A 22,975-nucleotide genomic window follows, 5' to 3' on the forward strand; every position below is an offset into this window, starting at 1 on the left:
CGGATCATCTCATTTCCTTCCATTATTATGTTTCATTTGTAAGAATAATGGTAAAGTAGAAAACAAGGAGGGATTTAATGATGACTGGGACAATTCCGCAAAAGAAACTGCTTGATGGGACAAGCATTCCCGCGATCGGCTTCGGTACATACGCTCTTAATGGAAACAATGGCGTTCATGCCATTACCAGCGCCATTGATATCGGCTACCGTCTGATTGATACCGCTTATAACTATGAAAATGAAGGGACGGTCGGAGAAGCCATCCGCAGAAGCTCTGTTCCGAGAGAACAGCTATACGTGACGTCCAAGCTGCCCGGGCGCTACCATGACTATGACAAAGCTGTACAAACCATCCAAGAATCTTTATACCGCGCCGGTCTGGACTACTATGACCTGTATCTCGTCCATTGGCCGAATCCGAAACAAGACCGCTACACGGAAGCATGGCAGGCACTGATTGATGCGAAAAAATGGGGCCTGATCCGATCCATCGGCGTCTGCAATTTCCTGCCTGAGCACATCGAACGGCTCGAACGTGAAACCGGCGTAAAGCCAGGCATCAACCAAATTGAACTGCATCCCGCTTTTAATCAGCAGCAGCAGCGCCAATGGCACGAAGAACAGGGCATCGTGACAGAATCATGGAGTCCGTTATCCCGCGCCGGCGAAGTATTGAACGATCAAAAACTCGGACAGATTGCGGACAAATACGGCAAAACCATTTCTCAAGTCATTTTACGCTGGCATATCCAGCTGGGCGCCATCCCGATTCCAAAATCAGCATCGCCCGAGCGCCAGCTTGAAAACATCTCTGTTTTTGATTTCTCCCTTGATGAAAACGACATGAGCATCATCGACTCGCTTACCCGCCCCGACGGACGCATAAACGGCCAAGACCCGGCGGAGTATGAGGAGTTTTAAGAAAACACATAAAGAAAAGCTGACGGCATCATTCGTCAGCTTTTTTCTCATTTTATATACGCACACCCAGCTCCCGTTTCCATTCAGAAAGCCAATCTGTATCCCCAGATCCGTATTGCCTGCTTTGACCGGCATCACGCAGAGATCCGTTTTTATACTCAATGGACAGCACCAAATCAGGAATGGCATCATAACCCGTTCTCGCAAGCTTCGTGAGCCCCTGTCCGTAATGGGCGGCCGCTTCTGCCGCCGTATGTTTCAGCAAAGGATCTTGCTGCAGCGCTTCCTTATAAACCTCTAAAAGGTCGCGGCCGTCTTCTGTGACGAACTTCCCACCCACAGTCTGCAAGTCTTTCAGATGATAGCCGGTCACCTCATACATTTCCCGAACGACTTGATATTTCTCATACGCTTCCGGCGTAAACTGCGAGGAGTCATCACTCCGGCTGCGAATGATGTGCGCAAACAGCTCTTTGCTGTTTTCCCCGGAGTTTAAGACGGCTTCAATCTGCTGAGTGAGCTCTTTATCGTCAATCCCGCTCACTTTTAACAGATAATCAATCGGTGATATCGTAAATGTAAGATTCGCACCCTCCGGAATCTGAATATGATTCCGATGAAAAAGCACACCGATTTGCTGATTGACCTGCCCTCTCTGAAACACCTTTTCATTTTCTCCTTGAATCTCTCCGTTGAGCGTTTCACCCCGAAACGCCGCATCACGGAAATCATAGCTCTGGGCTTTCCCCTTAAACAGCCATTCCGTTTCATTATGATAAGCAGCCTGACGCTCCGATTCTGATAAATCACTTCTGAAATAAGGTGAATCGGCACGCTGGTATTTGTCCTTAATATAATGCAAAGGATCTGGTTTTCGTTTATTGATTTCATTGATACGGCTGTATTTCTCATCAAGAATCTTGCTCGCAATATCACTCTCAGACTCATACGGATTATTAGCGTCTATTACCGTCTCATTCCCATTATCCGTAATCGTTTTCTGATTTGCGGATTGATATAAACGGGACAGACTGCTCCCTTTCTCAGTGACACCGCTCCTTGAATAATTCACCTGGCTGAGATCGCGGGTGCCGCTTGCCTGAATCAATAAGCTGTCCGGCCCTTTTGCCGCATCTTTCACATTTGTTTTGGAAGTATACCGCTGAAGCGCTTGCTGAGCCATTATTTGATTTTTTATATAACGAGCGTTTAGGCGCATGTTTTTAACCTCCGCTTGAGATGATGTTCTAGTGTTTGTATCGGCTGTTTCCCAGTTGATTTTAACCTAAAATAACAAATGTTTACATCATGGGGGGTTTTTATGTATGATGTAGTCAAAAAGGGGGATTTTTCCATAAAAAAGTATATATCTATACTATTTGTCAGTGCAATCGTATTATCAGGCGTATTGATTGCACCTTCAGCCTCTGCGTCTCAAAAGAACTCATCACAAATAAGCGCTATTACAGGAAATCACTCATTTGAAACTGCCAATCCAGTAGGCTACTGGAAATATAAAAATATTGATACTGCCATATTGCCGGAAGGGGAAAAAGAATCGTACTTCACTTTCACGGCAAATAAGGGAGAAAGACTCTATGTCAGGAGCTCAACAAGAAGTGAATACAAGGGAATGAGCATTGAAATTTATAATAAAAACAAAGTGCTGATCAGTAAAGGCACAGAAGTGATAAACCCTGATACGCCGCTTCCTTTTATCTATGCCATTACAGATGCGAAAGAGAATAACGAGACGTTCTACGTAAAAGTGTCCCGCGGCTCATACACTGACGATATATACTTTACACTCTCCATTTACGATCGAATCAAAACCGGAAGCGAGACCTTCTCATTCAGCGGCACGGCTGAAAATAAAGGAAATACAAACCTCAGTCCGAATGGATCAGATTCAACTGTTCTCAGGCTCGACTTAACCAAACAGACAAGCATTCCAAAAGACGCCATAGTGAAAAGAATCAGCACCGCCGCGACTCAAATACCAAGTCAAGGAAACACAAGACACTGCATAATGTCAGAAGAAAATAAAGTGTGGCACCGCGCACTCGCAAACAGCTCCACTCAAGGAAATTACGATATCACACTGGAAGATAACCTCTCAGTCTCAAGCATCTGGAATTTTAAATACAACACACTCGTAACAGCAAAATCGGCTATGAAAAATGTGAAATTGAAGATTGATTATGAGTACGATATGACAACGCAGTTTTAATTAGAAGAACTGCCGCCCATTGTGCGGGCGGCTGTCTCCTTGGAGTTAAAGTGAATTTATGAGCCCGTGCCATGCCTTATCCTGTTGTCACAGCATAAAACATTAAACACGCTGCTAAAATTCTTTTTTATGATATATAGCTGCGGCGATGAAAAATGAAATGATATATAAGATAACGCCGATCATGAGATATATAATCGGGACATATAAAGAAGGATTTATGTGCAAAAATGACAGCGGTACTTGTTCTGCTACATACCCAACGACACTTTGCAATCCAAAGGTAGCAAAAAGTCCCCCCATTGCCCCTCCAATCACGATAGCATCGGATTTTTCCGGACCTATCATGTAGAGAAGAGGATAAACGATTGCACCGGCAAAGAGAACGATGAACGTTCCAAAAGAGACAATATTAAATATGCCGTCAATTGGTTCATCAGAACCCAGGCTGTATACAACGAAAATACCATAAGATATTACGGCTCCGATCACAACAATCAAAAGATAAAAGAAATAGTGACTTTGAACAATATTTGTTCTGCTGACCGGTAAAGTCAAGACATACCTGTCATAGCCAGACTTGCTCTCATACTTTATAACCTCAAGTGCGGGCATAACGACAAACAAAATAATCAGCATAGCAACAAAACGATGCATTGAAGCATCCCCAAAATAAAAAATAACTGCTGATACCAATATGGCCAACCCTGTGTATGCAAAGAAACTCCGATAAACCAAGTAATAGTTAGTCAGTAACAGACCTCTCAATGTTTTCACTCCTCGTTAAAAAGACGCTGATTTCTTCTATGGAAATGGTGTTGGCCGTTACGCCATTCGGCAACTTCTGTTGATCCGATACAAGCACACTCCAATAAGATCCATGATTCCTTTTTGCTAGAACGATATCTTCGTCAAGCTCAGCCAATTGGCCTTCATCAACATCTATAACGGTATAGCTTTCAAGAACCTTATCTTTCTCTTCATTTAATAAAATTTCGCCATCTTTCATAATAATGATATGGCTGGCTATCTTCTCGACATCAGTCATAATGTGCGATGAAAGTAAAATACCGCCGTTGCTTTTACTCACAAAGCTTTTTAATTCATTTAACAGATCATCTCTTGAAGAAGGATCAAGCCCTCCCGTTGCTTCATCCAGGAGTAATAATTTTGCATTATGCGACAAAGCAACAGCTACAGATAACTTCATTGACATGCCGCGCGAGAATGTATTCACTTTTTTGTCCATAGGTAAAGAGAAAGAATGAACCAACCGGTAAAAATGGTCTTGGTCCCAAGCGTCGAATAGTTTCTTAAATACATGGTTCAGCTGCTTTATCGTAAGGTGCGCGGGCAGATTCATCGCATCAAATACGACCCCAATATCTTCTTTAAACTTTATATGTTTATCCAGATTCTCCTCACCAAAGATTTTCACTTTTCCTCTATCTTGAGAGATTAACCCTAATATCGTTTTAAATGTTGTTGATTTGCCTGCGCCGTTATCACCGATAAAACCGACAATTGATCCGGCAGGCACATTGAATGTAACATCCTTTAAAACAGCTTTATGACCAAAAGATTTGCTGATGTTTCTGATTTCTAAAAGATTTGACATCATTCCACTCCTATCATTGTTGTCAGGACTTTTTTAAGAATTGAACCGGATTATTGCAAAAATGTTGTGATTTTCATATCTAGTCTAGGTATTCATAATGGATCAGGAGTCGGCAAATACAAAAGGGATTTTAAAGTCTTTTTTAATCATAATTTGGAAGTGTAATCGATTGATTACATTTATATAATGGATATTCATGATGAAAATTACTGGAGGTGATTACTTTTCGATGAGACATACACAAAAATGATTTACTAATGATTACATTTATGGATGTTAACCGGAATGCATCTCGTATTATAAAGCAGGTGTTATTCCTTTTCAATATATAAAAGGGGATTTCTTTACAATCGCAAAGAGTATGTATTTCTCATTTCCGCATTAAAAAACCCCTCTGGCTAATAACCAAAGGGGTTAAATATATTATTCCACCGTAACACTCTTCGCAAGGTTGCGCGGTTTATCAACGTCACAGCCGCGGTGCAGTGCAGCGTAGTAAGCGATCAGCTGCAATGGCACAACAGATACCAGCGGAGCAAGCGCAGGGTTGACTTCCGGCAGGATGAATCTGTCGTCTGCGTCTTCTAAGCCTTTCAGCGAGATGATGCAAGTGTTGGCGCCGCGGGCTGCGACTTCCTTCACGTTTCCGCGGATGCTCAGGTTGACGTGTTCTTGTGTCGCAAGCGCAAAGACCGGTGTTCCTTCTTCAATCAGTGCAATTGTTCCATGCTTCAGCTCGCCGCCGGCGAAGCCTTCCGCCTGGATGTAAGAAATCTCTTTCAGCTTCAGGGCGCCTTCGACACATACGAAGTAGTCAAGGCCGCGGCCGATGAAGAAAGCGTTTCTTGAAACAGTCAGGTACTCACGCGCGATCATTTCCATTTCATCCTTCTGGTCGCAGAGGGCTTCCATGGCGTTTGCCGCGATACCTAATTCTTTGACTAAATCAAAACCGATATCAACGCCGTTGCGTTCTGCCGCAACTGATGCAAGGATCGCGAGGACGGCAATCTGAGCCGTATACGCTTTTGTTGATGCCACGGCGATCTCAGGGCCTGCGTGCAGAAGCAATGTGTAATCCGCTTCACGGGAAAGCGTTGATCCCGGGACGTTTGTAATCGTCAGCGCTTTGTGACCCAGCGCTTTGACTTGAACAAGCACCGCGCGGCTGTCCGCTGTTTCTCCGCTTTGAGAAAGGAAGATAAAGAGCGGCTTCTTAGACAGAAGCGGCATGTTGTAAGAGAATTCACTCGCTACATGCACTTCAACCGGTACGTTTGCCCACATTTCAATATATTGTTTCCCGACAAGACCGGCGTGGTAGCTCGTTCCGCAAGCCACGATATAAATGCGGTCCGCTTCCGCCACGGCGTCAGCGACATCGCCCGCCACGGCCAGTCTGCCGTTTTCGTCCTGATACGTTTGGATGATTTTGCGCATAACAAGCGGCTGCTCATCCGTTTCTTTTAACATGTAGTGAGGGTATGTGCCTTTTTCGATATCACTGGCGTCAAGCTCAGCGATATAAGACGCACGTGTCATGACTTCACCGTCAAGGTTTTTAATCACGGCTTCGTCTTTTGTCACGATCACCATTTCTTTGTCCAAAAGCTCAACGTATTCATTCGTTACTTGAAGCATAGCCATCGCGTCAGATGCCACGACGTTAAACGTATCTCCAAGACCGATTAACAGAGGGCTTTTGTTTTTTGCAACGTAAATGGTGTCTGTGTTTTCACCGTCAAATAATGCAATTGCGTAAGAGCCTTTTAACAGAGTCAGTGTTTTACGGAACGCTTCTTCTGTGCTGAGTCCTCCCGCCACAAATTGCTCAATCATTTGAACGACTACTTCAGTGTCCGTGTCGCTTTTCAGTTCAACGTTTTCAAGATACTCGCGCTTCAGCTGAACATAGTTCTCGATCACACCGTTATGAACAAGTGTAAAGCGGCCGAGTGCGCTTTGATGCGGGTGAGCGTTCAGGAAGCTTGGTTCGCCGTGAGTCGCCCAGCGTGTATGGCCGATTCCCGCTTGAGATTCAACCGTGTGATCCACCACTTCACGAAGGTCGGCGATGCGGCCTTTTTCTTTGTACACATGCACGCCCTGCTCATTCGCCACAGCGATACCGGCAGAGTCATAGCCGCGGTACTCCAGCTTCTCTAATCCTTTTAACAAAATCTCTTTCGCATCAAGCTGACCGATGTAACCTACAATTCCACACATATTTTCTTCCTCCTAAAGGTGTAAAAGGAGACGAAGAAAGTCAAATTACAAGGGGACTTTCAATCGTCCCCTCCCACATGTTTTTTTGGAAGATCATGTGATTTCTCTTTGTTCGGAGAGTCGCCCCTCCGGTTTGAAGAAATCCTTACGGCTGTGATCTAAATGAATCAGCCGGGAGGCATCCGCCGAAAATTCGATAACCTCCATCCTCGTCAACTAAGCCGTTTTTCGGGCGCTTAGTTCGGGCGCTGTAATTATAAAAGATGCAAACAATCCCGCCTTTCCTGCAAGTGAAAAACAAAGGCTGAACAAGCTTGATTTTACAGCATGTGCCAAGGACGGTCAATTATTTTTTGCCGCCCCGGCATCATGTTTACTATCATTTTATGCTGATCGCACTTGTCTTGTTCGCTCTCTGCTTATAAACTTCGCTACTCCGCTCCCATTTCTGTCCGCACGACATCCACGATTTTTGTGACATATTCGTCACAAAGCTCTTTTGTTCTCGCTTCCGCCATCACGCGTACGAGCGGTTCGGTGCCTGACGGGCGCACTAAAATCCGGCCGTCTCCGTTCATTTCTTTTTCCACTTCAGAAATAACGGCCTTCACCTTAGCGTTTTCTTCTACCTTATATTTATCCGTCACTTTCACGTTCACTAAGAGCTGCGGGAATTTTTTCATTTCATCCGCAAGTTCTGAAAGGGTTTTGCCGGACGCCTTCAGCGTATTCACAAGCATGATCGCGGACAAAAGACCGTCGCCGGTAGTGTTGTAATCAAGGAAAATAAGGTGCCCTGACTGCTCGCCGCCGACATTATAGCCGTCTTTTTTCATCGCTTCTACGACATAGCGGTCGCCGACTGCCGTTTGAACGCTTTTGATTTCTTCTTTTTCAAGCGCTTTGTAGAAACCGAGGTTGCTCATCACGGTCGATACGACGGTATCATCCTTCAGACGGCCTTCTGATTTCAAATACTTCGCGCATATGTACATGATCTGATCGCCGTCGACGATGTTTCCTTTTTCATCAACGGCAATGAGGCGGTCGCCGTCTCCGTCAAACGCAAGGCCGATATCGGCGTTTTTTTCTTTGACGAAAGCACTCAGCGCTTCCGGGTGTGTAGAACCGACGCCATCATTAATGTTTAATCCGTTCGGAGACGTCCCCATTGTAGATACGTCAGCATCGAGATCGGCAAAAAGGTGCGTCGCAATGGAAGATGTCGCACCATGGGCGCAGTCAAGCGCTACATGAATGCCCGTAAAATCTTCGTCCGCCGTCTGCTTTAAAAATTGCAGATACTTTTGAACGCCTTCAAAATAATCGTTCACAAGCCCGAGGTCCGCGCCTGTCGGTCTCGGCAGCTTATCTTCCGGTTCATCCATGAGACGTTCAATCTCGGCCTCCTGCTCATCAGAAAGCTTAAAGCCGTCCCCTCCGAAAAATTTAATTCCGTTATCCTGTACGGGGTTGTGAGAAGCAGAGATCATGACGCCCGCCTCAGCATCCATGGCTTTCGTTAAATAGGATACCCCCGGCGTAGAAATAACGCCGAGGCGCATCACTTCAGCTCCGATCGATAAAAGTCCGGCGACAAGGGCTCCCTCCAGCATATGTCCGGAGATACGTGTATCACGGCCGATCAGCACTTTCGGGCGCTGCTTATCTTTGGTCAGGACATAACCGCCAAAACGCCCCACTTTAAAGGCCAGCTCTGGCGTAAGCTCGCTGTTGGCAACACCTCTTACACCATCTGTTCCAAAATACTTGCCCATTTTGTATCGCTCCTTTTTCATTCTGTTGAAGAAGAATCAGCGCTTGATCCGTCTTCATCCTGGTCTTGATTTTGATCCTGGTTTTGACTTTTATTCTGATCGCTGTCAGTGTCGTCTTCCCGGTTCTTGTTCTTGTCTTTGTCTGCGTCTCCGCTTGTGCCGTTATTATTGCCGGAATCAGCGGAGCCGCCGTCATTTTTATTTGAACTTGTGTTTTTCCTAGAAGTTAGCTTGATCTTAACCGTGTCTTTTGACAGGGACCATGTGACGTTTTGCGGGCCGTTTACTTCAAGCTTTACAGAGTGCTCTCCGTCATCCAGGTCCGAGACATTGGCATACAGTTCAATGTCCGACTTTTTCAGCGCCTTAATGTTGGCGGGAGAGCCTTTGGCCGTAATATTTATCGCCTGCGATTCAGGGTCGAGAAACTCAATCTGCTGTGAGCCTCCCAGTCCGACCGTCTTGATTGCGACATTGTCAAAATCCTTTTTGTCTTCACTGTCCACTTTAACATGAAGCGTGATTTTTTCCGGTGATACCTTAGTGACACCCTTAGGAAGCGGGATATCGGCATTGATATCGGTATCTTTATCAATTTTGCCTAAATCAAGAGATACGCCGTCAATAAATTCCAGTGAATCCAGCACATCCTGCGGGCCGTAAACCGTCACCTCACTCGGATTCGAGTCAATGCTCGCAACACTCACCCCGTCCGGAAGACTTCCCTTTCTTTCGATTTTGAAAGGAAGCTTTTTGCTCGGACTGGCTACGGGAACCGTCACTTTAATGACTGACGGTTCAACATCAACAGGAAGTGCGTTGCCGTCTTTGTCATAGACGGTCACCTTCACTTCCTTTTCAATGGTCTCATTTGCATTTTCAAGGTTCACGGATGCTTTGACAAGTGAAATGTTATCAATCACATTTTTCGAACCTGTAATCTGCACGTTTTTCGGGCTGATAATCGGCTGCTGAGGGGTATATCCCTTTTTCATTTTGCTTTTATTGTAGTATTCAACTTCCACGGGAAAACTCTCAGCCGTTTTTTCCTGAATCGTAACCGTCGTGACTGATGGGTTAATGGAGATCGTCAGTCCGTCCGATACGTTTTTCGCCTTCAATTCGACCTTATGAGTCCCGGTCTTCAGCTTATTCATATCGGCGTATATCTCAAAATTCTTCGTCTGTCTCGCCTTTTTCACCGCGCTTGTCGAGCCTTTAATCGTGACATTTACCGTCTGGGGCACGCCGGTGACGACATAGTTCGCTTCATCGTAGTATGCTTTTACAGGAATATCAGTAAGCGTAGCCTCGTCAGTCGTTGATGTCGGAAAAAAGGATTCCCCCGGCTTTTTCGGAGTCGGCGCCTGGTTGTTGTTAACCGCAACGTAAAGCAGCAGCGCCAAGAGCAATGCAATGATCTTTACAGCCCAGCGGTTGTTTAAGAATTTATCCATTTTTCTTGCCCCTCCAGTACCAGCGGTTAGAAGAAGTGTCTCTGGCGTTCTTCTTAAACTCGGCTTCAAGCATTTCTTTCAGTTCTTCTTCCGTCAATTCTCTGTGAAGGTCTCCGTTTTTGGCCACACTGATGGCGCCCGTCTCTTCAGACACAATAATGGTTAAGCTGTCCGTCACTTCACTGATGCCGACAGCCGCTCTGTGACGCGTCCCCAGCTCCTTTGAAATAAACGGGCTTTCAGAAAGCGGCAGATAACAGGCTGCCGCCGCAATCTCGTTATTTTTCATAATGACCGCTCCATCATGCAGCGGTGTATTCGGGATGAAGATATTAATCAAAAGCTCCGAGCTGACCTGCGCATTAAGCGGGATGCCCGTCTCAATATAATCGCCCATTCCCGTATCGCGCTCAACGGCGATGAGTGCGCCGATGCGGCGTTTCGCCATGTAGCTGATCGATTTTGTAATCGCTTCAATTGTCTTATGCTGCGCTTCTTCCACGGGGGTTCCGCTCCTGGAAAAGAACCGGCCCCGTCCGAGCTGTTCAAGCGCCCGTCTCAGCTCAGGCTGGAATATAATGATGATCGCTAAAAATCCCCATGTTATCGCTTGGTCCATCAGCCACTGAAGCGTGCTGAGTCCCAAATATGAACTGGCCATCCGGACCAATACGATGACGACGATTCCTTTTAAAAGCTGAACCGCCTTCGTCCCGCGTATGACCATGATTAATTTATATATCACATACCAAACAAGGAGAATATCAACGGCATTGCCGAGGTATTGCAAAAATGGGATGTCCTCAAAAGCCATTTCCTCGTCCTCCAAGAATTCAGTCATTTCGTTTTTTCCGTTATGAATTGTGCTGCATGAGCAATATGTACATCATATAGCGTGCTCATTATAACACATTTTGATTTCTCAAGTGAAATGGGCCAGCACGGCGATGCATAAAAAAAAGAGTAAAGCGATTATACGCTTTACTCATCTTCATTCGGGTCCAAAGCGCTCACGACGCCCTGGCCCGCCGATTTCAGTTCGTACCAGACCCAGTCAAACAATTGGTTAATCTCTTCAATCTGCCCGGTGACTTGTCCGGCTGAGGCCATGTATTTTTCTCCGTTGACGACGGTCACATTGCCGTCGACTTTTCCTTCAATGAACAGCTTGCCGTTTTTTACTGTGACATCGCCCTTTACGGTCTCGCCTTCAGGGACGGTGACCGTGTGATTCTGCACGATAAGGTTCGGCTGTTTGGACACACTGAAATTGTGGTCATTATGCCAGCTGTTGAAAAAACCGCCGCCCATTAAAATCACAAAAACCGCTGCGGCTGCAATCATCGGATGAGTTTTGATCCATCGTTTTACAGAAGCGCGTTTTTTCTCTTTTGGAAGATTCGCCATAACTTTGGCAGTAAAATCAGCAGGGGCCGTGACATGCGATGTGCTTCGGACGAGTGCTACGGATTTCTCCATTTCATGAAAATGCCGTTTGCAATTCCCGCATGACTGCAAATGTTGTTTTAATACGTTTTCATCTTCAGGAAGGATATCTCCATCAAGATGCTTATGCATAAGCTGCACAATCTGTTCAGGACAGCTCATTTCATCACCCCACTTAAAGATCCCTCAATTGTTTTCTAAGAGCCTCTCTGCCTCTGTGTATCCTTGTCTTGACGGTGCCGACAGGGATATTCAGAATCTCCCCGATTTCAATTAAAGAGAGTTCGTCAATATACTTTAATACAATAACTGTTCTGTACTTGTCCGGCAGCTTTAAAATCTTTTTCTGAATTGTGTCCGACAGCTCCAATGACAATACGGCGTCTTCAGGGAGAACCCCGTCCGCGGCGATCTGCGAATACATCGTCAGCCCTTCTGCTCCCGCTACTTCTGCGTCCAGATAGTAATCAGGCTTTTTCTTGCGGATGCGGTCAATGGTCAGGTTGGTCGCAATTCTGTAAAGCCACGTTGAAAACTTTCTGTTGATATCGAAACTGTCGATATTGACATACGCTCTGATAAAAGCTTCCTGCGCAATATCTTCCGCTTCGTGAACATTGCCGAGCATGCGGTAGCAAAGCTGGTAAATCTTATCTTTATAAAGGTCAACGATTTCTGCAAACGCATTTTGATCGCCTTTTTTGACTTGCTTGATTCTTTTTTTAATCAGGTTTTCCATGTTTTATCTTACCTCTGCCCTTCACCGGTCTGTATCTATACGTTGATTGTTTTAAAAGGTTTCATTTTTTTTATTACATTTATTTTACCAAATTTCAGGCAGGGTGTAGATGGAAAATACAGAATATACTGCCTTAACAGCAGCTTAAAAATAGTATATCTGATGAACAATCAAAAATCGAAACAAAATGCTGATAAAAAAAAGACACCTTTATGCAAAAGGTGTCTGAGACTGGGCTAGCTGGATTCGAACCAACGCATGACGGAGTCAAAGTCCGTTGCCTTACCGCTTGGCTATAGCCCAAAAATGGTGGAGGGGGGCAGATTCGAACTGCCGAACCCTGAGGGAGCGGATTTACAGTCCGCCGCGTTTAGCCACTTCGCTACCCCTCCGTATTTTTTTGGAAAACAGTGCCGGCCAGAGGACTTGAACCCCCAACCTACTGATTACAAGTCAGTTGCTCTACCAATTGAGCTAGGCCGGCAAATATGGTGGAGGATGACGGGCTCGAACCGCCGACCCTCTGCTTGTAAGGCAGATGCTCTCCCAGCTGAGCTAATCCTCCATATGACCCGTACGGGATTCGAACCCGTGTTACCGCCGTGAAAGGGCGGTGTCTTAACCGCTTGACCAACGGGCCGTTGTGTCCGCGTCGAGCTGACAAAAGTTATTATATACAGGTTGTACCCCATTTGTAAAGAGAAAAATTATTTTTTTTATTTTCAAACTTTTTTACCCGTTTTTTAACTGAAAAACTCATCCCTCCTCTCTTATTTCATTTATGATGAAAGTATCAAAATATTGAAGGGAATGGACACAGATGATCTTAGTCAGCTCTTGTCTCGGCGGTATCGAATGCAGATATAACGGCTCTCACGCCGCTTCGGAAAAAATCCGCAGACTCGTAGAAGAAAAGAAAGCTGTTATGGTCTGCCCCGAACTTTTGGGCGGCTTCACCACTCCCCGCGAACCGGCGGAAATCATCGGCGGCACGGGTGAAGACGTGCTGAACGGAACGGCAAGAATCGTAACGGGATCAGGCGAAGACGTTACAGCTTTATATATGGACGGCGCGGAAAAAACGTTAGCATACGCAAAAGAAATAGGCGCCGCAACGGTCATCCTTAAAGAAAACAGTCCGTCCTGCGGCAGCAGCTTTATCTATGACGGCACTTTCTCAGGAAAAAAAATACTCGGAGACGGCATCACTTCCGCTCTTTTAAAACGGGCAGGCTGCCGTGTTCTATCAGAAGATGAATTGGATCAATTATAAAAAAGGAGAGTAGATATCATGGATGTAGCCCTGTCCTTTTATAAACCGGAGCATGCAGACGGGCTGAACGGGTTTGTGCTGAGTGAAGAAGATAAAAAGTTCACAGCTCTGCCGATAGATGTCCTGCCGCAGGCGCTTGTCATCCGGGATCGCTACCCGACAGTCATTTTAAAAGAAGACCGCCCCGTCGGTTTTTTTATTTTACATACCTCAAAAGAAACCATTGCCCCGTATTCGAACAATGTGTCTGCCATTTTGCTGAGTGCGCTGTCATTACATGCGCCGCATCAGGGAAAAGGTTATGCCAAACAAGCGATGCTGCAGCTCCCCGCTTTTGTCGCAAATTATTTTCCTTGGTGTGATGAAATCGTGCTTGCTGTAAACCATCGCAATCAACGTGCAAAGAACCTGTACCGGTCTTCCGGTTTTATTGACAAAGGGCGGCGCAGGATCGGCCCGATCGGTGAACAGCACATTCTGCATCATTTTTTGTGAAAGCGCTTGATTATTCATCTCATCCCTGCCGATTTTTCTTGAAACATCTATTCAGATGCCCATATACTTCAAGTATTAACGACTTGGGAGGGTACGATCATGACAGACCGGCTTAACATTCACAGATTGACCACAGAAACCAGAAATCCGCAGACCGCTTCAATCCATCAGGCAGACACGATGGAAATTCTCCGTATCATTAACGAAGAGGATTTCAAAGTGGCTGAAGCCGTTCAGCAGGTGCTGCCCGATATTCAGATTGCCGTTCAATTCGCCCATCAGTCCTTACGGCGAAACGGCAGGCTGATTTATGCGGGAGCGGGCACAAGCGGCAGACTCGGTGTACTGGATGCAGTTGAATGCCCGCCTACATACAGCGTAAGTCCCGACACCGTCATCGGTCTGATGGCCGGAGGGGCAGACGCCTTTTTGCAAGCGGCTGAAGGTATAGAAGACAGCGAGGAAACCGGCGCTCTCGATCTCAAAACGATCGGGCTTACCGCAGAAGACACCGTGATCGCCATCGCGGCAAGCGGGCGCACGCCGTATGCGGCCGGTGCGCTGAAATATGCAAAAACAATCGGCGCCAAAACCGTCGCGCTCACATGCAATAAGGACTCATTGATCAGCACCTTTGCCGATCACAGCATTGAAGTCATTGTCGGCCCCGAAGTGATTACAGGGTCAACACGAATGAAAGCCGCGACGGCACATAAAATGATTCTGAACATGATTTCCACGGCCGTGATGATTAAAAGCGGCAAAGTGTACGAAAATTTAATGGTGGACGTTCATGTCAGCAACGAAAAATTGAAAGAACGCGCCATCGGCATTATCCAAAGCGTCACTGGCGTTCCGTACGACAAGGCAAAAGAAACGCTTGAGGCCGCAGGCAGCCATGTCAAAACGGCAATCGTCATGCTGAAGACGAATTCGGACGAAACACACGCGAAGGCACTGCTCAAAGAATCAGAAGGATTCATTGATAAAGCCATTGAACAGCACGTTTCAAGAGAAAAAGAACGCTGATCGTTCTTTGGTGAAAAATAATGTGCTTTTACGAGCCCGCGCCGTTTTCATGTTCGGCGCAGGCGCTTTTAGGACGCGTTTCAGGCATAGCTCCCCGGGAAAAATCGTACGGAAAAAGGAGGATCTCCATGAGCAAAGAGGCATTTTATCAGTCACTGGCCAAAGATATCCTGGACAATTGCGGCGGTTCATCGAATATTTCAGGCTTTACCCACTGTATGACACGCCTGAGGATTACACCTTTAGATCGGGACAAAACGGATATTGAGGCGCTGAAACGGCTTGACGGGGTAATAGGCGTCGTCGAAGCCGAAACACTGCAGATCATTCTCGGCACGGGTGTCGTCAATCATGTCGCCGACGCTTTCGCAAAACTAATGCCATCCGGAAAAAACATTGATTTAAAAGAAGCCGCCTCACGGAAAAAAGCCGATCTCAACAGAAAAAACACCACACCCATCAAATTGTTTCTGAGAAAAATATCAAGCATCTTCATTCCCCTTATTCCCGCACTCATCGCATCAGGTTTAATCACCGGTATTACGAAAGCCGTCATTCAGGCCGGCTGGCTCCCGAAAGAATCTCAAATCGCACTTATTTTAACGGTTATCGGTTCAGGCTTGTTCGCTTACCTCGGCGTCCTTGTCGGCATCAATGCGGCGAAGGAATTCGGCGGGACACCCGCGATGGGCGGCCTTGCGGGCATATTGATCCTTAACCCTGAGATCGCCAATATCAGTTTGTTCGGAGAGAATCTACTCCCTGGCAGGGGAGGATTAATCGGCGTTCTTTTCGCTGCGGTTTTTATCGCTTATACCGAACGGTTTATCAGAAAGTACGTCCATCAATCCATCGACATTATCGTCACGCCTACATTGTCTTTACTTATCACCGGGCTGGTGACATATGTCGTTTTTATCCCTGCAGGCGGTTTTATTTCTGATCTGATTACATCAGGTTTATTGTCGCTGCTGAATGTCGGGGGAGTGCTCTCAGGGTTTGTACTGGGAGCCGCCTTCCTGCCGCTTGTCGTCACCGGCCTGCATCAGGGCTTGACTCCCGTACATTTGGAATTAATCCGATCAATCGGAGATGACCCGCTTCTTCCGATTCTCGCGATGGGAGGCGCGGGTCAAGTAGGCGCGGCCTTCGCCATCTTTATGAAAACAAAAAAAGCCTCATTAAAAAGAGCGATCGGCGGCGGACTTCCATCCGGTCTGCTCGGAATCGGAGAGCCGCTCATCTTCGGCGTCACGCTCCCGCTCGGCCGGCCGTTTTTGACGGCGTGTTTAGGGGCGGGAATCGGCGGCGCCTTTCAAGCCCATTTTCAAGTGGCTACTTTTTCAATCGGTGTCTCCGGCCTTCCGCTCTCGTTTCTCGTACAGCCGGCTCAAATCGTTTTGTATATCATCGGTCTCTTCATCTCTTACGCGGCGGGCTTTGTCTTCACTTATGCGTTCGGATTTAAGGATGACATGGCTGCTGAATTTGAATAAACCGGGAGGGATCAGAATATGAAAACACTGACAGCCGCCATACTCACAATGGTCATGAGCCTCTCTTTTCTGCCGCAGCACAAAGCCGAAGCCCAATCCAAATTATACGACGCAGCAAAGCTCAGAAAGGTTGATCAAATGATTGAAAAAGACATCGCAGCAGGATTCCCCGGAGCCGTCCTCGTCGTCGTAAAGGACGGACGGGTGATCAAAAAGAAAGCATACGGCTACAGCAAAAAATATGACGGGAACACCCTTTTATCCCGTCCGAAAAAAATGAAAACATCAACCATGTTTGATTTAGCTTCCAATACAAAAATGTACGCGGCCAATTTTGCACTACAGCGACTCGTCAGCCAGGGAAAGCTTGATGTGTATCAAAAAGTCTCGGCTTACCTTCCTGATTTCAAAGACAGAAAAAGCGATCCGATTCAAGGAAAAGACCGCATACGCGTTATCGATGTGCTCCAGCATCAATCCGGTCTGCCGGCAAGCTTTTATTTCTATCAGCCGGACACCGCAGGCCCTTTATATTCACAAGAACGGGATAAAACGATCCGTTTTCTCACCCAAATCCCGCTTGAATACAAGCCGGGAACAAAACACGTATACAGCGATATCGGTTACATGCTTCTCGGCTGCCTTATTGAAAACATAACCGGGAAAACCCTTGATACCTATGCGGAACAAGAACTGTACAAACCGCTGAAACTGACGCACACACTGTTCAATCCGCTGCAAAAAGGTTTTAAAGAAAAAGCATTCGCAGCTACTGAACGTTTAGGCAACACACGTGACGGAGTCATCCATTTCCCTCACATCAGGACGTATACGCTGCAGGGGGAAGTTCACGATGAAAAAGCATTTTACTCAATGGGAGGGGTGTCCGGTCACGCCGGGCTGTTTTCCAGAGCTGATGATTTGGCCGTCCTTCTTCAAGTCATGCTGAACGGCGGCAGTTATAAACATGTTTCTCTCTTCAATAAAAGAACGGCCGATTTGTTCACAACCGCGGCATCCTCTGATCCGACATTCGCTCTCGGCTGGCGGAAAAACGGCAGCCCGGATATGGAGTGGATGTTCGGACCTTATGCAAGCAGGCAGGCATACGGCCATACGGGATGGACCGGCACCATCACGATTATTGATCCCGCTTATAAGCTGGGGATCGCACTTTTGACCAATAAAAAGCATTCCCCCGTCGTCAGCCCCGGTGAAAACCCGAATGTTTTTGAAGGGGATCTTTTCCCGACCGGAAGCTACGGCAGCGTCATAAAAGCGATTTATGAAGCCATTGAATGACAACCCATGTCTTTTGTCCAAACTATGACGGCAGGAGGGCACCATTATGAAACTTTTCATCTCAGCTGTATTACTGTTGTTTATTGTTTTCGGCACGCATCATGCATCGACAAAACCGGATATTCCGTCACAGGCGGAACAAGCGGTATCCCGTATGACATTAGATGAAAAATTAGGGCAGATGCTCATGCCTGATTTTCGTAATTGGCAAAAAAAGGGGCAGTCATCACCTGAGGCTCTTACCCAAATGAATGACGAAGTCGCAAGGCTTATTCAAAAGTACCGGTTCGGCGGCGTTATCTTATTTGCAGAAAATGTAAAAAACACTGAGCAAACGGTACGCCTGACAGATGCTTTTCAAAAGGCGAGCCCTGACATTCCGCTATTATTAAGCATTGATCAGGAGGGCGGCATCGTAACTAGACTTGGTGAGGGCACTCATTTCCCAGGCAATATGGCACTCGGGGCTGCTAGAAAAACAGCCTACGCGTCCCAGACCGGCGCCATTATCGGGAAAGAACTGAAAGCACTGGGCATTAATACGAATTTCGCGCCCGTTCTCGATATCAATAATAATCCCGCAAACCCTGTCATCGGCGTCAGGTCGTTCAGTTCAGACCGAGATCTGACAGCTTCACTCGGCCTTGCCTCAATGAAGGCTCAGCAAAAGCAGAATGTCGCTGCCGCCGTCAAACATTTCCCGGGACACGGCGACACGGATGTCGACAGCCACTACGGTCTTCCGCTTGTCACCCACAATCAAGAAAGGCTGCGTCAGATTGAACTTTATCCGTTCCGGCAGGCCATTCAGGCCGGAGCTGATATGATCATGACAGCCCATGTGCAATTTCCCGCTTTTGACGATACAACCTATAAAAGCAAGCTGGACGGTTCAGACATCCTCGTACCCGCCACACTCTCGAAAAAAGTGATGACTCATCTTCTCCGTGAGGAAATGGGATTTAACGGCGTCATCGTTACGGATGCATTAAATATGAAAGCCATTGCCGATCATTTCGGTCAGGAAGAGGCGGTCGTCATGGCAGTAAAAGCAGGAGTCGATATTGCCCTGATGCCGGCCCAAGTGACATCGCTGCAAACGGAAAACCGCTTTGCCCGGGTTCATTCCGCTTTAAAAAAGGCGGTACAAAAAGGGGATATTCCGCTGCAGCAAATTAACAAATCAGCGGAACGCATCATTTCCCTGAAAATAAAACGAGGGATATATCCCGCACCGAAAGAGACAAATCTGAAAAAGAAGATTGCAAAAGCAAAGAAAACCGTCGGCAGTAAAAATCACCTGAAAACTGAAAAACAAATCGCGGAAAGATCCGTCACCGTCTTACAAAACAAAAACCGCACGCTCCCATTCAAACCGAAAAAGAACAGCCGCGTTCTCATTGCCGCTCCTTATGAAGATCAAACAGCGTCAATGGAACAAACCATCCGGCAGCTCATCAAGAAGAAAAAAATCCGGCCGGTAACCATCAGTAAAATGAACTTCGCCGAGCGCACATTTCATGATGAACACAAAAAGCTGGTATCTGATGCGGATTACGTGATTACAGGCTCCTATGTCGTAAAAAATGACCCTGTCGTAAACGACGGCGTGATTGACGATTCCGTCACAGATCCCGGCAAGTGGGCGACTGCATTTCCGCGGGCCGTCATGAAAGCCGCACAATCGAACCAAAAACCCTTTGTGCTGATGAGCCTGCGTAATCCTTACGACGCCGCGAATTTTGAAGAAGCTGAAGCCCTTATCGCAGTCTACGGCTTTAAAGGATATACAGACGGACAATTCCTCCAGCCAAACATTCCGGCAGGCATTGAAGCGATATTCGGACAGACAACACCGCAAGGCAGGCTGCCCGCTGACATTCCTTCCGTCACGCATCCGGGAACGACACTGTATCCTTATGGTTTCGGTATCAATCTGAAGACAGGAAAACCGCTTTAAACAGGAGGGCTGATTATGAAAACACATACGGCTGCACTTCTCGCCGGACTTGTCGTCATCAGTGCTATGACGGCAGTCTCGGCGGCTTCTGACAGAACCCTTCATACCGCCAAGAAACCAAGCACCCAAACAGGGATCGACCGCCTGCTGAAAGATTATAAACAGGAACTGAAGGGAAAAAGGGTCGGGCTGATCACCAACCCGACCGGTGTGAACGCATCATTGAAAAGCAGCGTTGACGTGCTGTATGAGGCGCCAGACATCCACTTGACGGCATTATTCGGACCCGAGCACGGTGTCCGCGGCGATGCTCAGGCCGGAGACAAAGTCACATCCTATATAGACGAAAAAACAGGGCTTCCCGTCTACAGCCTATACGGGGAGACGAGGAAACCGACGCCTGACATGCTGAAAGATACAGATGTGCTGATTTTCGATATTCAGGATGTCGGAACCCGGTACTACACCTACATTTATACAATGGCCTATGCCATGGAAGCGGCCAAAGAAAAAGGCATTCCTTTTTATGTCTTGGACCGGCCGAATCCGCAAGGCGGACGAAATCCGGACGGCCCGGTTCTTGAACCGGATTACGCTTCATTTGTCGGACTGTATCCGATCCCGCTGAAGCACGGCATGACGATCGGTGAGCTTGCTCTTTTATTCAATAAAGAGTTTCATATTGGCGCTGACCTCACCGTCGTAAAAATGAAGCGCTGGAAGCGGACGATGACGATTGAAGATACCGGTCTGCCGTTCGTCCTCCCTTCGCCTAATATCCCGACCCCGGACAGCATATTCGCATATTCGGCGACAGGACTAATCGAAGGCACAAACGTGTCCGAAGGAAGGGGCACGACAAAGCCGTTTGAACTTATCGGCGCGCCTTATATGAAAAGCACCGAGCTCGAAGAACGCCTGAACAGTCTCAAGCTTCCGGGCGTCACCTTCAGAGCCGCTTCATTCATCCCCAGCTTCTCCAAGCACCAGGGCAAGCTGTGCCACGGCGTACAAGTCTACGTAACAAACAGAAACACATTTGAAGCGGCCAAAACAGGGCTCTCGATTCTGAAAACCATGCATGACTTATATCCGAATGACTTTTCATTCTTGCCGACAGGCTCTTTTGACAAGCTGATCGGTAACGGCTGGGTACGCAAAAAAATAGAAAAAGGCGCTTCCATTGAAGACATCACCGGCACATATCAACGCCGGCTGGACCAATTCAAAACTCTAAGAAAACAATACCTCATATACTGACAACATTCGTGTTACACGTGTAACATTTTGTCGCATTTCACATTTCCGCTTTTTATAGGAAAACATTCATTTATTTGGTACAATTCAATTGATAACAGTTATCATTTAAATGAATGTTTCCTAAAAGGTGGTTTCTCATGAAAAACACATTATTCTTTCAGCCCGTTGATATCATCTCCGTAAAAAAAACAGCCGACCTTCTGTCAGAGCATCAGCTCACTGATTCCCCCGTATTGATCTTTCATGTGAAAGGCGAGGGACAAATTGATATCGGCACAGACAGCTTTCCGCTGCAGAAGGAAACGCTCTACATCTGTCCTTGTGATGAGACATTCAATATTGCCCCTATATCGTCAGGCGGCATCCATTTGTATATCGTCAGACTCCGTGTTTTCTCCTATTCCTCAGATGATGAAGCGATGCTTCCGGATAACGGGGAAGACATCTTCCACGGACTTCAGCAAATGAATTTACAAACGGTTGATCATTTGACAAGCCGGCTCCAATCACTTTCTGAAAACGTGCGATCGGCGGATGGATTGCAGAAAATGAAATATACAGCCGACTTTCAGCAGCTGATGTACGACCTTTATGCCGCAAAAGTATGCCATCAAAATAATACGAAAGCGGCGATCGAACAGACAAAACAATTCATACATGCTCAGTCCGACACAAAAATCACACTCACCCAGCTCGCTCATATGGCGGGAATCAGTCCCAAGCATTACAGTGAAACCTTTAAAAAACTATACGGGCAGAGCGTAACTGAATATATCACAGACATCCGCATAACCAATGCGAAAAAACTGATGGCCAAGGCAAGCTGCAAACTGCGGGAAATCGCTCATCAAATCGGCTACCAGGACGAATTTTATTTCAGCCGCATCTTTAAAAAACATACCGGCAGCTCACCTACAAGCTATATGAAAAAAAGACGAACAAAAATGGCCGCGTACGGAAAAGAAACGATGGGGCATCTGATTCCTCTGCATCACGTGCCTTACGCTGCAGCGCTGCACCCGAAATGGACGGCCTATTATTACAAACAATTCTCTTCCGATATTCCGGTTCACCTGAGCGCTTACCGCTATAATGCAAATTGGGAAGAGAACCTGCACACGCTGTCTCAAGCTGCCCCGGACATCATTTTCAGTCTCGATTCTGTCAGTGAAGAAGAAAAACAGCGCCTGAATGACATCACTGAAGTTTTTTATCTTCCGGCTCAAGAGAATTGGAGAGACCAGTTTCTTCGCACAGCCGCATATCTGAATGAAGAGCAGGAGGCGCGGCACTGGCTTAAAACTTATCAAAGTCTCGCCCATTCAGCGAAAGATGCTCTTAAACACGTGCGGCATCAGCGGTTCTTATTTGTCCGTGTATATAAAGAAAATATGTACATCGCCCATAACAACAGTATTGAGGAAGTCTTCTTCGGTGATTTAGACTTTGCCTCCGCAAAACCGGAATCTTTTGCTCCTGACGAAAAGATTTCCTTGGAAATGCTGGCGGATTGCCAGGCTGACTGCATCATGCTTTTCACTTGTAAAGAACCGGAAACGCTTCGCTATTTTCAGCGGATTCAGCAGACCGGGATATGGCAGAACCTTAGTGCCGTCAGCAATAAACGCGTGTTTCCCATTTCATCTGACCCGTGGATTGAATATTCTCCAAGCGGACATCAGCGGATGATCGAGCAAAGCATTTCCATTTTATCCGAAGATCGTCCATGGTAATGCCGGAAAT

19 protein-coding genes and 5 tRNA genes are annotated in these 22,975 nt (G+C 46.7%); 10 read left to right on the forward strand and 14 right to left on the reverse strand.

All coding sequences use genetic code 11. From position 1 onward, the window contains the following. Nucleotides 1–77: 77 nt before the first annotated feature. A complete protein-coding gene (locus OWN49_RS18980) occupies nt 78–923 on the forward strand; it encodes an aldo/keto reductase (RefSeq protein WP_021734242.1) in 846 nt (281 codons plus the stop codon). A gap of 52 nt (nt 924–975) precedes the next feature. Here OWN49_RS18980 and OWN49_RS18985 read toward each other — a convergent pair whose 3' ends face one another. Continuing rightward, on the reverse strand, nt 976–2,142 hold the full coding sequence (locus tag OWN49_RS18985; RefSeq protein WP_077721715.1) for a DUF4885 family protein: 1,167 nt from the start codon (nt 2,140–2,142) through the stop codon (nt 976–978). Nucleotides 2,143–2,244: 102 nt separating this feature from the next. Here OWN49_RS18985 and OWN49_RS18990 point away from each other — a divergent pair, with 102 nt between their 5' ends. Next, nucleotides 2,245–3,153: a hypothetical protein gene (locus OWN49_RS18990; RefSeq protein WP_077721714.1), complete on the forward strand. Its 909-nt coding sequence runs from the start codon at nt 2,245–2,247 to the stop codon at nt 3,151–3,153. Nucleotides 3,154–3,267: 114 nt separating this feature from the next. Here the strand turns inward: OWN49_RS18990 and OWN49_RS18995 are convergent, their stop codons facing one another. The 13 genes from OWN49_RS18995 to OWN49_RS19055 form a co-directional block, all read right to left on the reverse strand. Further along, nucleotides 3,268–3,921 carry an ABC-2 transporter permease gene (locus OWN49_RS18995; protein WP_077721713.1) on the reverse strand — a complete coding sequence of 218 codons (654 nt, stop codon included), beginning with the start codon at nt 3,919–3,921 and terminating at the stop codon, nt 3,268–3,270. Then, the gene (locus tag OWN49_RS19000) at nt 3,899–4,771 is read right to left on the reverse strand and encodes an ABC transporter ATP-binding protein (protein ID WP_077721712.1); all 873 of its coding nucleotides are present in this window, start codon (nt 4,769–4,771) and stop codon (nt 3,899–3,901) included. The genes OWN49_RS18995 and OWN49_RS19000 overlap by 23 nt, the downstream gene beginning before the upstream one ends. 423 nt (nt 4,772–5,194) lie before the next feature. After that, nucleotides 5,195–6,997, reverse strand: coding sequence for a glutamine--fructose-6-phosphate transaminase (isomerizing) (glmS, locus tag OWN49_RS19005; RefSeq protein ID WP_003156758.1), 1,803 nt, complete (start codon nt 6,995–6,997; stop codon nt 5,195–5,197). A gap of 431 nt (nt 6,998–7,428) precedes the next feature. Then, nucleotides 7,429–8,775: a phosphoglucosamine mutase gene (gene glmM / locus OWN49_RS19010; RefSeq protein WP_007408011.1), complete on the reverse strand. Its 1,347-nt coding sequence runs from the start codon at nt 8,773–8,775 to the stop codon at nt 7,429–7,431. A gap of 17 nt (nt 8,776–8,792) precedes the next feature. Then, nucleotides 8,793–10,232, reverse strand: a complete 1,440-nt coding sequence (locus tag OWN49_RS19015; RefSeq protein ID WP_077721711.1) for a CdaR family protein — start codon at nt 10,230–10,232, stop codon at nt 8,793–8,795. Continuing rightward, nucleotides 10,225–11,046 carry a diadenylate cyclase CdaA gene (gene cdaA, locus OWN49_RS19020; RefSeq protein ID WP_065180898.1) on the reverse strand — a complete coding sequence of 274 codons (822 nt, stop codon included), beginning with the start codon at nt 11,044–11,046 and terminating at the stop codon, nt 10,225–10,227. The genes OWN49_RS19015 and cdaA overlap by 8 nt, the downstream gene beginning before the upstream one ends. Nucleotides 11,047–11,213: 167 nt before the next feature. After that, nucleotides 11,214–11,840: an anti-sigma-W factor RsiW gene (gene rsiW / locus OWN49_RS19025; protein WP_065180897.1), complete on the reverse strand. Its 627-nt coding sequence runs from the start codon at nt 11,838–11,840 to the stop codon at nt 11,214–11,216. 13 nt (nt 11,841–11,853) lie between these two features. Then, nucleotides 11,854–12,417, reverse strand: a complete 564-nt coding sequence (gene sigW / locus OWN49_RS19030) for an RNA polymerase sigma factor SigW (protein ID WP_003156766.1) — start codon at nt 12,415–12,417, stop codon at nt 11,854–11,856. Nucleotides 12,418–12,648: 231 nt separating this feature from the next. Beyond that, nucleotides 12,649–12,720, reverse strand: a tRNA-Gln gene (locus OWN49_RS19035). A gap of 4 nt (nt 12,721–12,724) precedes the next feature. Further along, nucleotides 12,725–12,809 (reverse strand) — tRNA-Tyr (locus OWN49_RS19040). A gap of 19 nt (nt 12,810–12,828) precedes the next feature. Beyond that, nucleotides 12,829–12,901: transfer RNA gene (locus tag OWN49_RS19045), tRNA-Thr, on the reverse strand. Nucleotides 12,902–12,906: 5 nt separating this feature from the next. Beyond that, nucleotides 12,907–12,982: transfer RNA gene (locus OWN49_RS19050), tRNA-Val, on the reverse strand. A gap of 3 nt (nt 12,983–12,985) precedes the next feature. After that, nucleotides 12,986–13,057, reverse strand: a tRNA-Glu gene (locus OWN49_RS19055). Nucleotides 13,058–13,237: 180 nt separating this feature from the next. Here OWN49_RS19055 and OWN49_RS19060 point away from each other — a divergent pair. From OWN49_RS19060 to btr, 8 genes are all read left to right on the forward strand, one after another. Continuing rightward, the gene (locus OWN49_RS19060; RefSeq protein WP_077721710.1) at nt 13,238–13,690 is read left to right on the forward strand and encodes a DUF523 domain-containing protein; all 453 of its coding nucleotides are present in this window, start codon (nt 13,238–13,240) and stop codon (nt 13,688–13,690) included. Nucleotides 13,691–13,708: 18 nt separating this feature from the next. Continuing rightward, entirely contained in the window at nt 13,709–14,185 is a 477-nt protein-coding gene (locus OWN49_RS19065; RefSeq protein ID WP_014304238.1) for a GNAT family N-acetyltransferase, read from the forward strand. 99 nt (nt 14,186–14,284) lie between these two features. After that, nucleotides 14,285–15,214: an N-acetylmuramic acid 6-phosphate etherase gene (gene murQ / locus OWN49_RS19070; RefSeq protein WP_077721709.1), complete on the forward strand. Its 930-nt coding sequence runs from the start codon at nt 14,285–14,287 to the stop codon at nt 15,212–15,214. Between the two features lie 128 nt (nt 15,215–15,342). Next, entirely contained in the window at nt 15,343–16,710 is a 1,368-nt protein-coding gene (locus tag OWN49_RS19075) for a PTS transporter subunit EIIC (protein ID WP_003156771.1), read from the forward strand. An 18-nt stretch (nt 16,711–16,728) separates the two neighbouring features. Further along, the gene (gene pbp4b / locus OWN49_RS19080; RefSeq protein ID WP_172614396.1) at nt 16,729–18,012 is read left to right on the forward strand and encodes a penicillin binding protein PBP4B; all 1,284 of its coding nucleotides are present in this window, start codon (nt 16,729–16,731) and stop codon (nt 18,010–18,012) included. A 46-nt stretch (nt 18,013–18,058) separates the two neighbouring features. Then, nucleotides 18,059–19,972, forward strand: a complete 1,914-nt coding sequence (locus OWN49_RS19085; RefSeq protein ID WP_176283091.1) for a glycoside hydrolase family 3 protein — start codon at nt 18,059–18,061, stop codon at nt 19,970–19,972. Between the two features lie 15 nt (nt 19,973–19,987). Further along, complete coding sequence (locus tag OWN49_RS19090; protein WP_176283090.1) at nt 19,988–21,232, forward strand: exo-beta-N-acetylmuramidase NamZ family protein; 1,245 nt, start codon at nt 19,988–19,990, stop codon at nt 21,230–21,232. A gap of 137 nt (nt 21,233–21,369) precedes the next feature. Then, nucleotides 21,370–22,965 (forward strand): bacillibactin transport transcriptional regulator Btr, encoded by a 1,596-nt coding sequence (gene btr, locus OWN49_RS19095; protein ID WP_176283089.1) that lies wholly within the window; start codon nt 21,370–21,372, stop codon nt 22,963–22,965. Nucleotides 22,966–22,975: the final 10 nt, after the last annotated feature.

The sequence above is a fragment of the Bacillus sp. NEAU-242-2 genome (genome assembly GCF_027853835.1).
GTDB classification, from domain to species: Bacteria; Bacillota; Bacilli; order Bacillales; family Bacillaceae; genus Bacillus; species Bacillus velezensis.

Coding starts and splice junctions, on each gene's coding strand:
- OWN49_RS18980 (WP_021734242.1), top strand. CDS start 78: ATGATGACTGGGACAATTCCGCAAAAGAAACTGCTTGATGGGACAAGC.
- OWN49_RS18985 (WP_077721715.1), bottom strand. CDS start 2,142: ATGCGCCTAAACGCTCGTTATATAAAAAATCAAATAATGGCTCAGCAA.
- OWN49_RS18990 (WP_077721714.1), top strand. CDS start 2,245: ATGTATGATGTAGTCAAAAAGGGGGATTTTTCCATAAAAAAGTATATA.
- OWN49_RS19000 (WP_077721712.1), bottom strand. CDS start 4,771: ATGTCAAATCTTTTAGAAATCAGAAACATCAGCAAATCTTTTGGTCAT.
- glmS (WP_003156758.1), bottom strand. CDS start 6,997: ATGTGTGGAATTGTAGGTTACATCGGTCAGCTTGATGCGAAAGAGATT.
- glmM (WP_007408011.1), bottom strand. CDS start 8,775: ATGGGCAAGTATTTTGGAACAGATGGTGTAAGAGGTGTTGCCAACAGC.
- OWN49_RS19015 (WP_077721711.1), bottom strand. CDS start 10,232: ATGGATAAATTCTTAAACAACCGCTGGGCTGTAAAGATCATTGCATTG.
- cdaA (WP_065180898.1), bottom strand. CDS start 11,046: ATGGCTTTTGAGGACATCCCATTTTTGCAATACCTCGGCAATGCCGTT.
- rsiW (WP_065180897.1), bottom strand. CDS start 11,840: ATGAGCTGTCCTGAACAGATTGTGCAGCTTATGCATAAGCATCTTGAT.
- sigW (WP_003156766.1), bottom strand. CDS start 12,417: ATGGAAAACCTGATTAAAAAAAGAATCAAGCAAGTCAAAAAAGGCGAT.
- OWN49_RS19060 (WP_077721710.1), top strand. CDS start 13,238: ATGATCTTAGTCAGCTCTTGTCTCGGCGGTATCGAATGCAGATATAAC.
- OWN49_RS19065 (WP_014304238.1), top strand. CDS start 13,709: ATGGATGTAGCCCTGTCCTTTTATAAACCGGAGCATGCAGACGGGCTG.
- murQ (WP_077721709.1), top strand. CDS start 14,285: ATGACAGACCGGCTTAACATTCACAGATTGACCACAGAAACCAGAAAT.
- OWN49_RS19075 (WP_003156771.1), top strand. CDS start 15,343: ATGAGCAAAGAGGCATTTTATCAGTCACTGGCCAAAGATATCCTGGAC.
- pbp4b (WP_172614396.1), top strand. CDS start 16,729: ATGAAAACACTGACAGCCGCCATACTCACAATGGTCATGAGCCTCTCT.
- OWN49_RS19085 (WP_176283091.1), top strand. CDS start 18,059: ATGAAACTTTTCATCTCAGCTGTATTACTGTTGTTTATTGTTTTCGGC.
- OWN49_RS19090 (WP_176283090.1), top strand. CDS start 19,988: ATGAAAACACATACGGCTGCACTTCTCGCCGGACTTGTCGTCATCAGT.
- btr (WP_176283089.1), top strand. CDS start 21,370: ATGAAAAACACATTATTCTTTCAGCCCGTTGATATCATCTCCGTAAAA.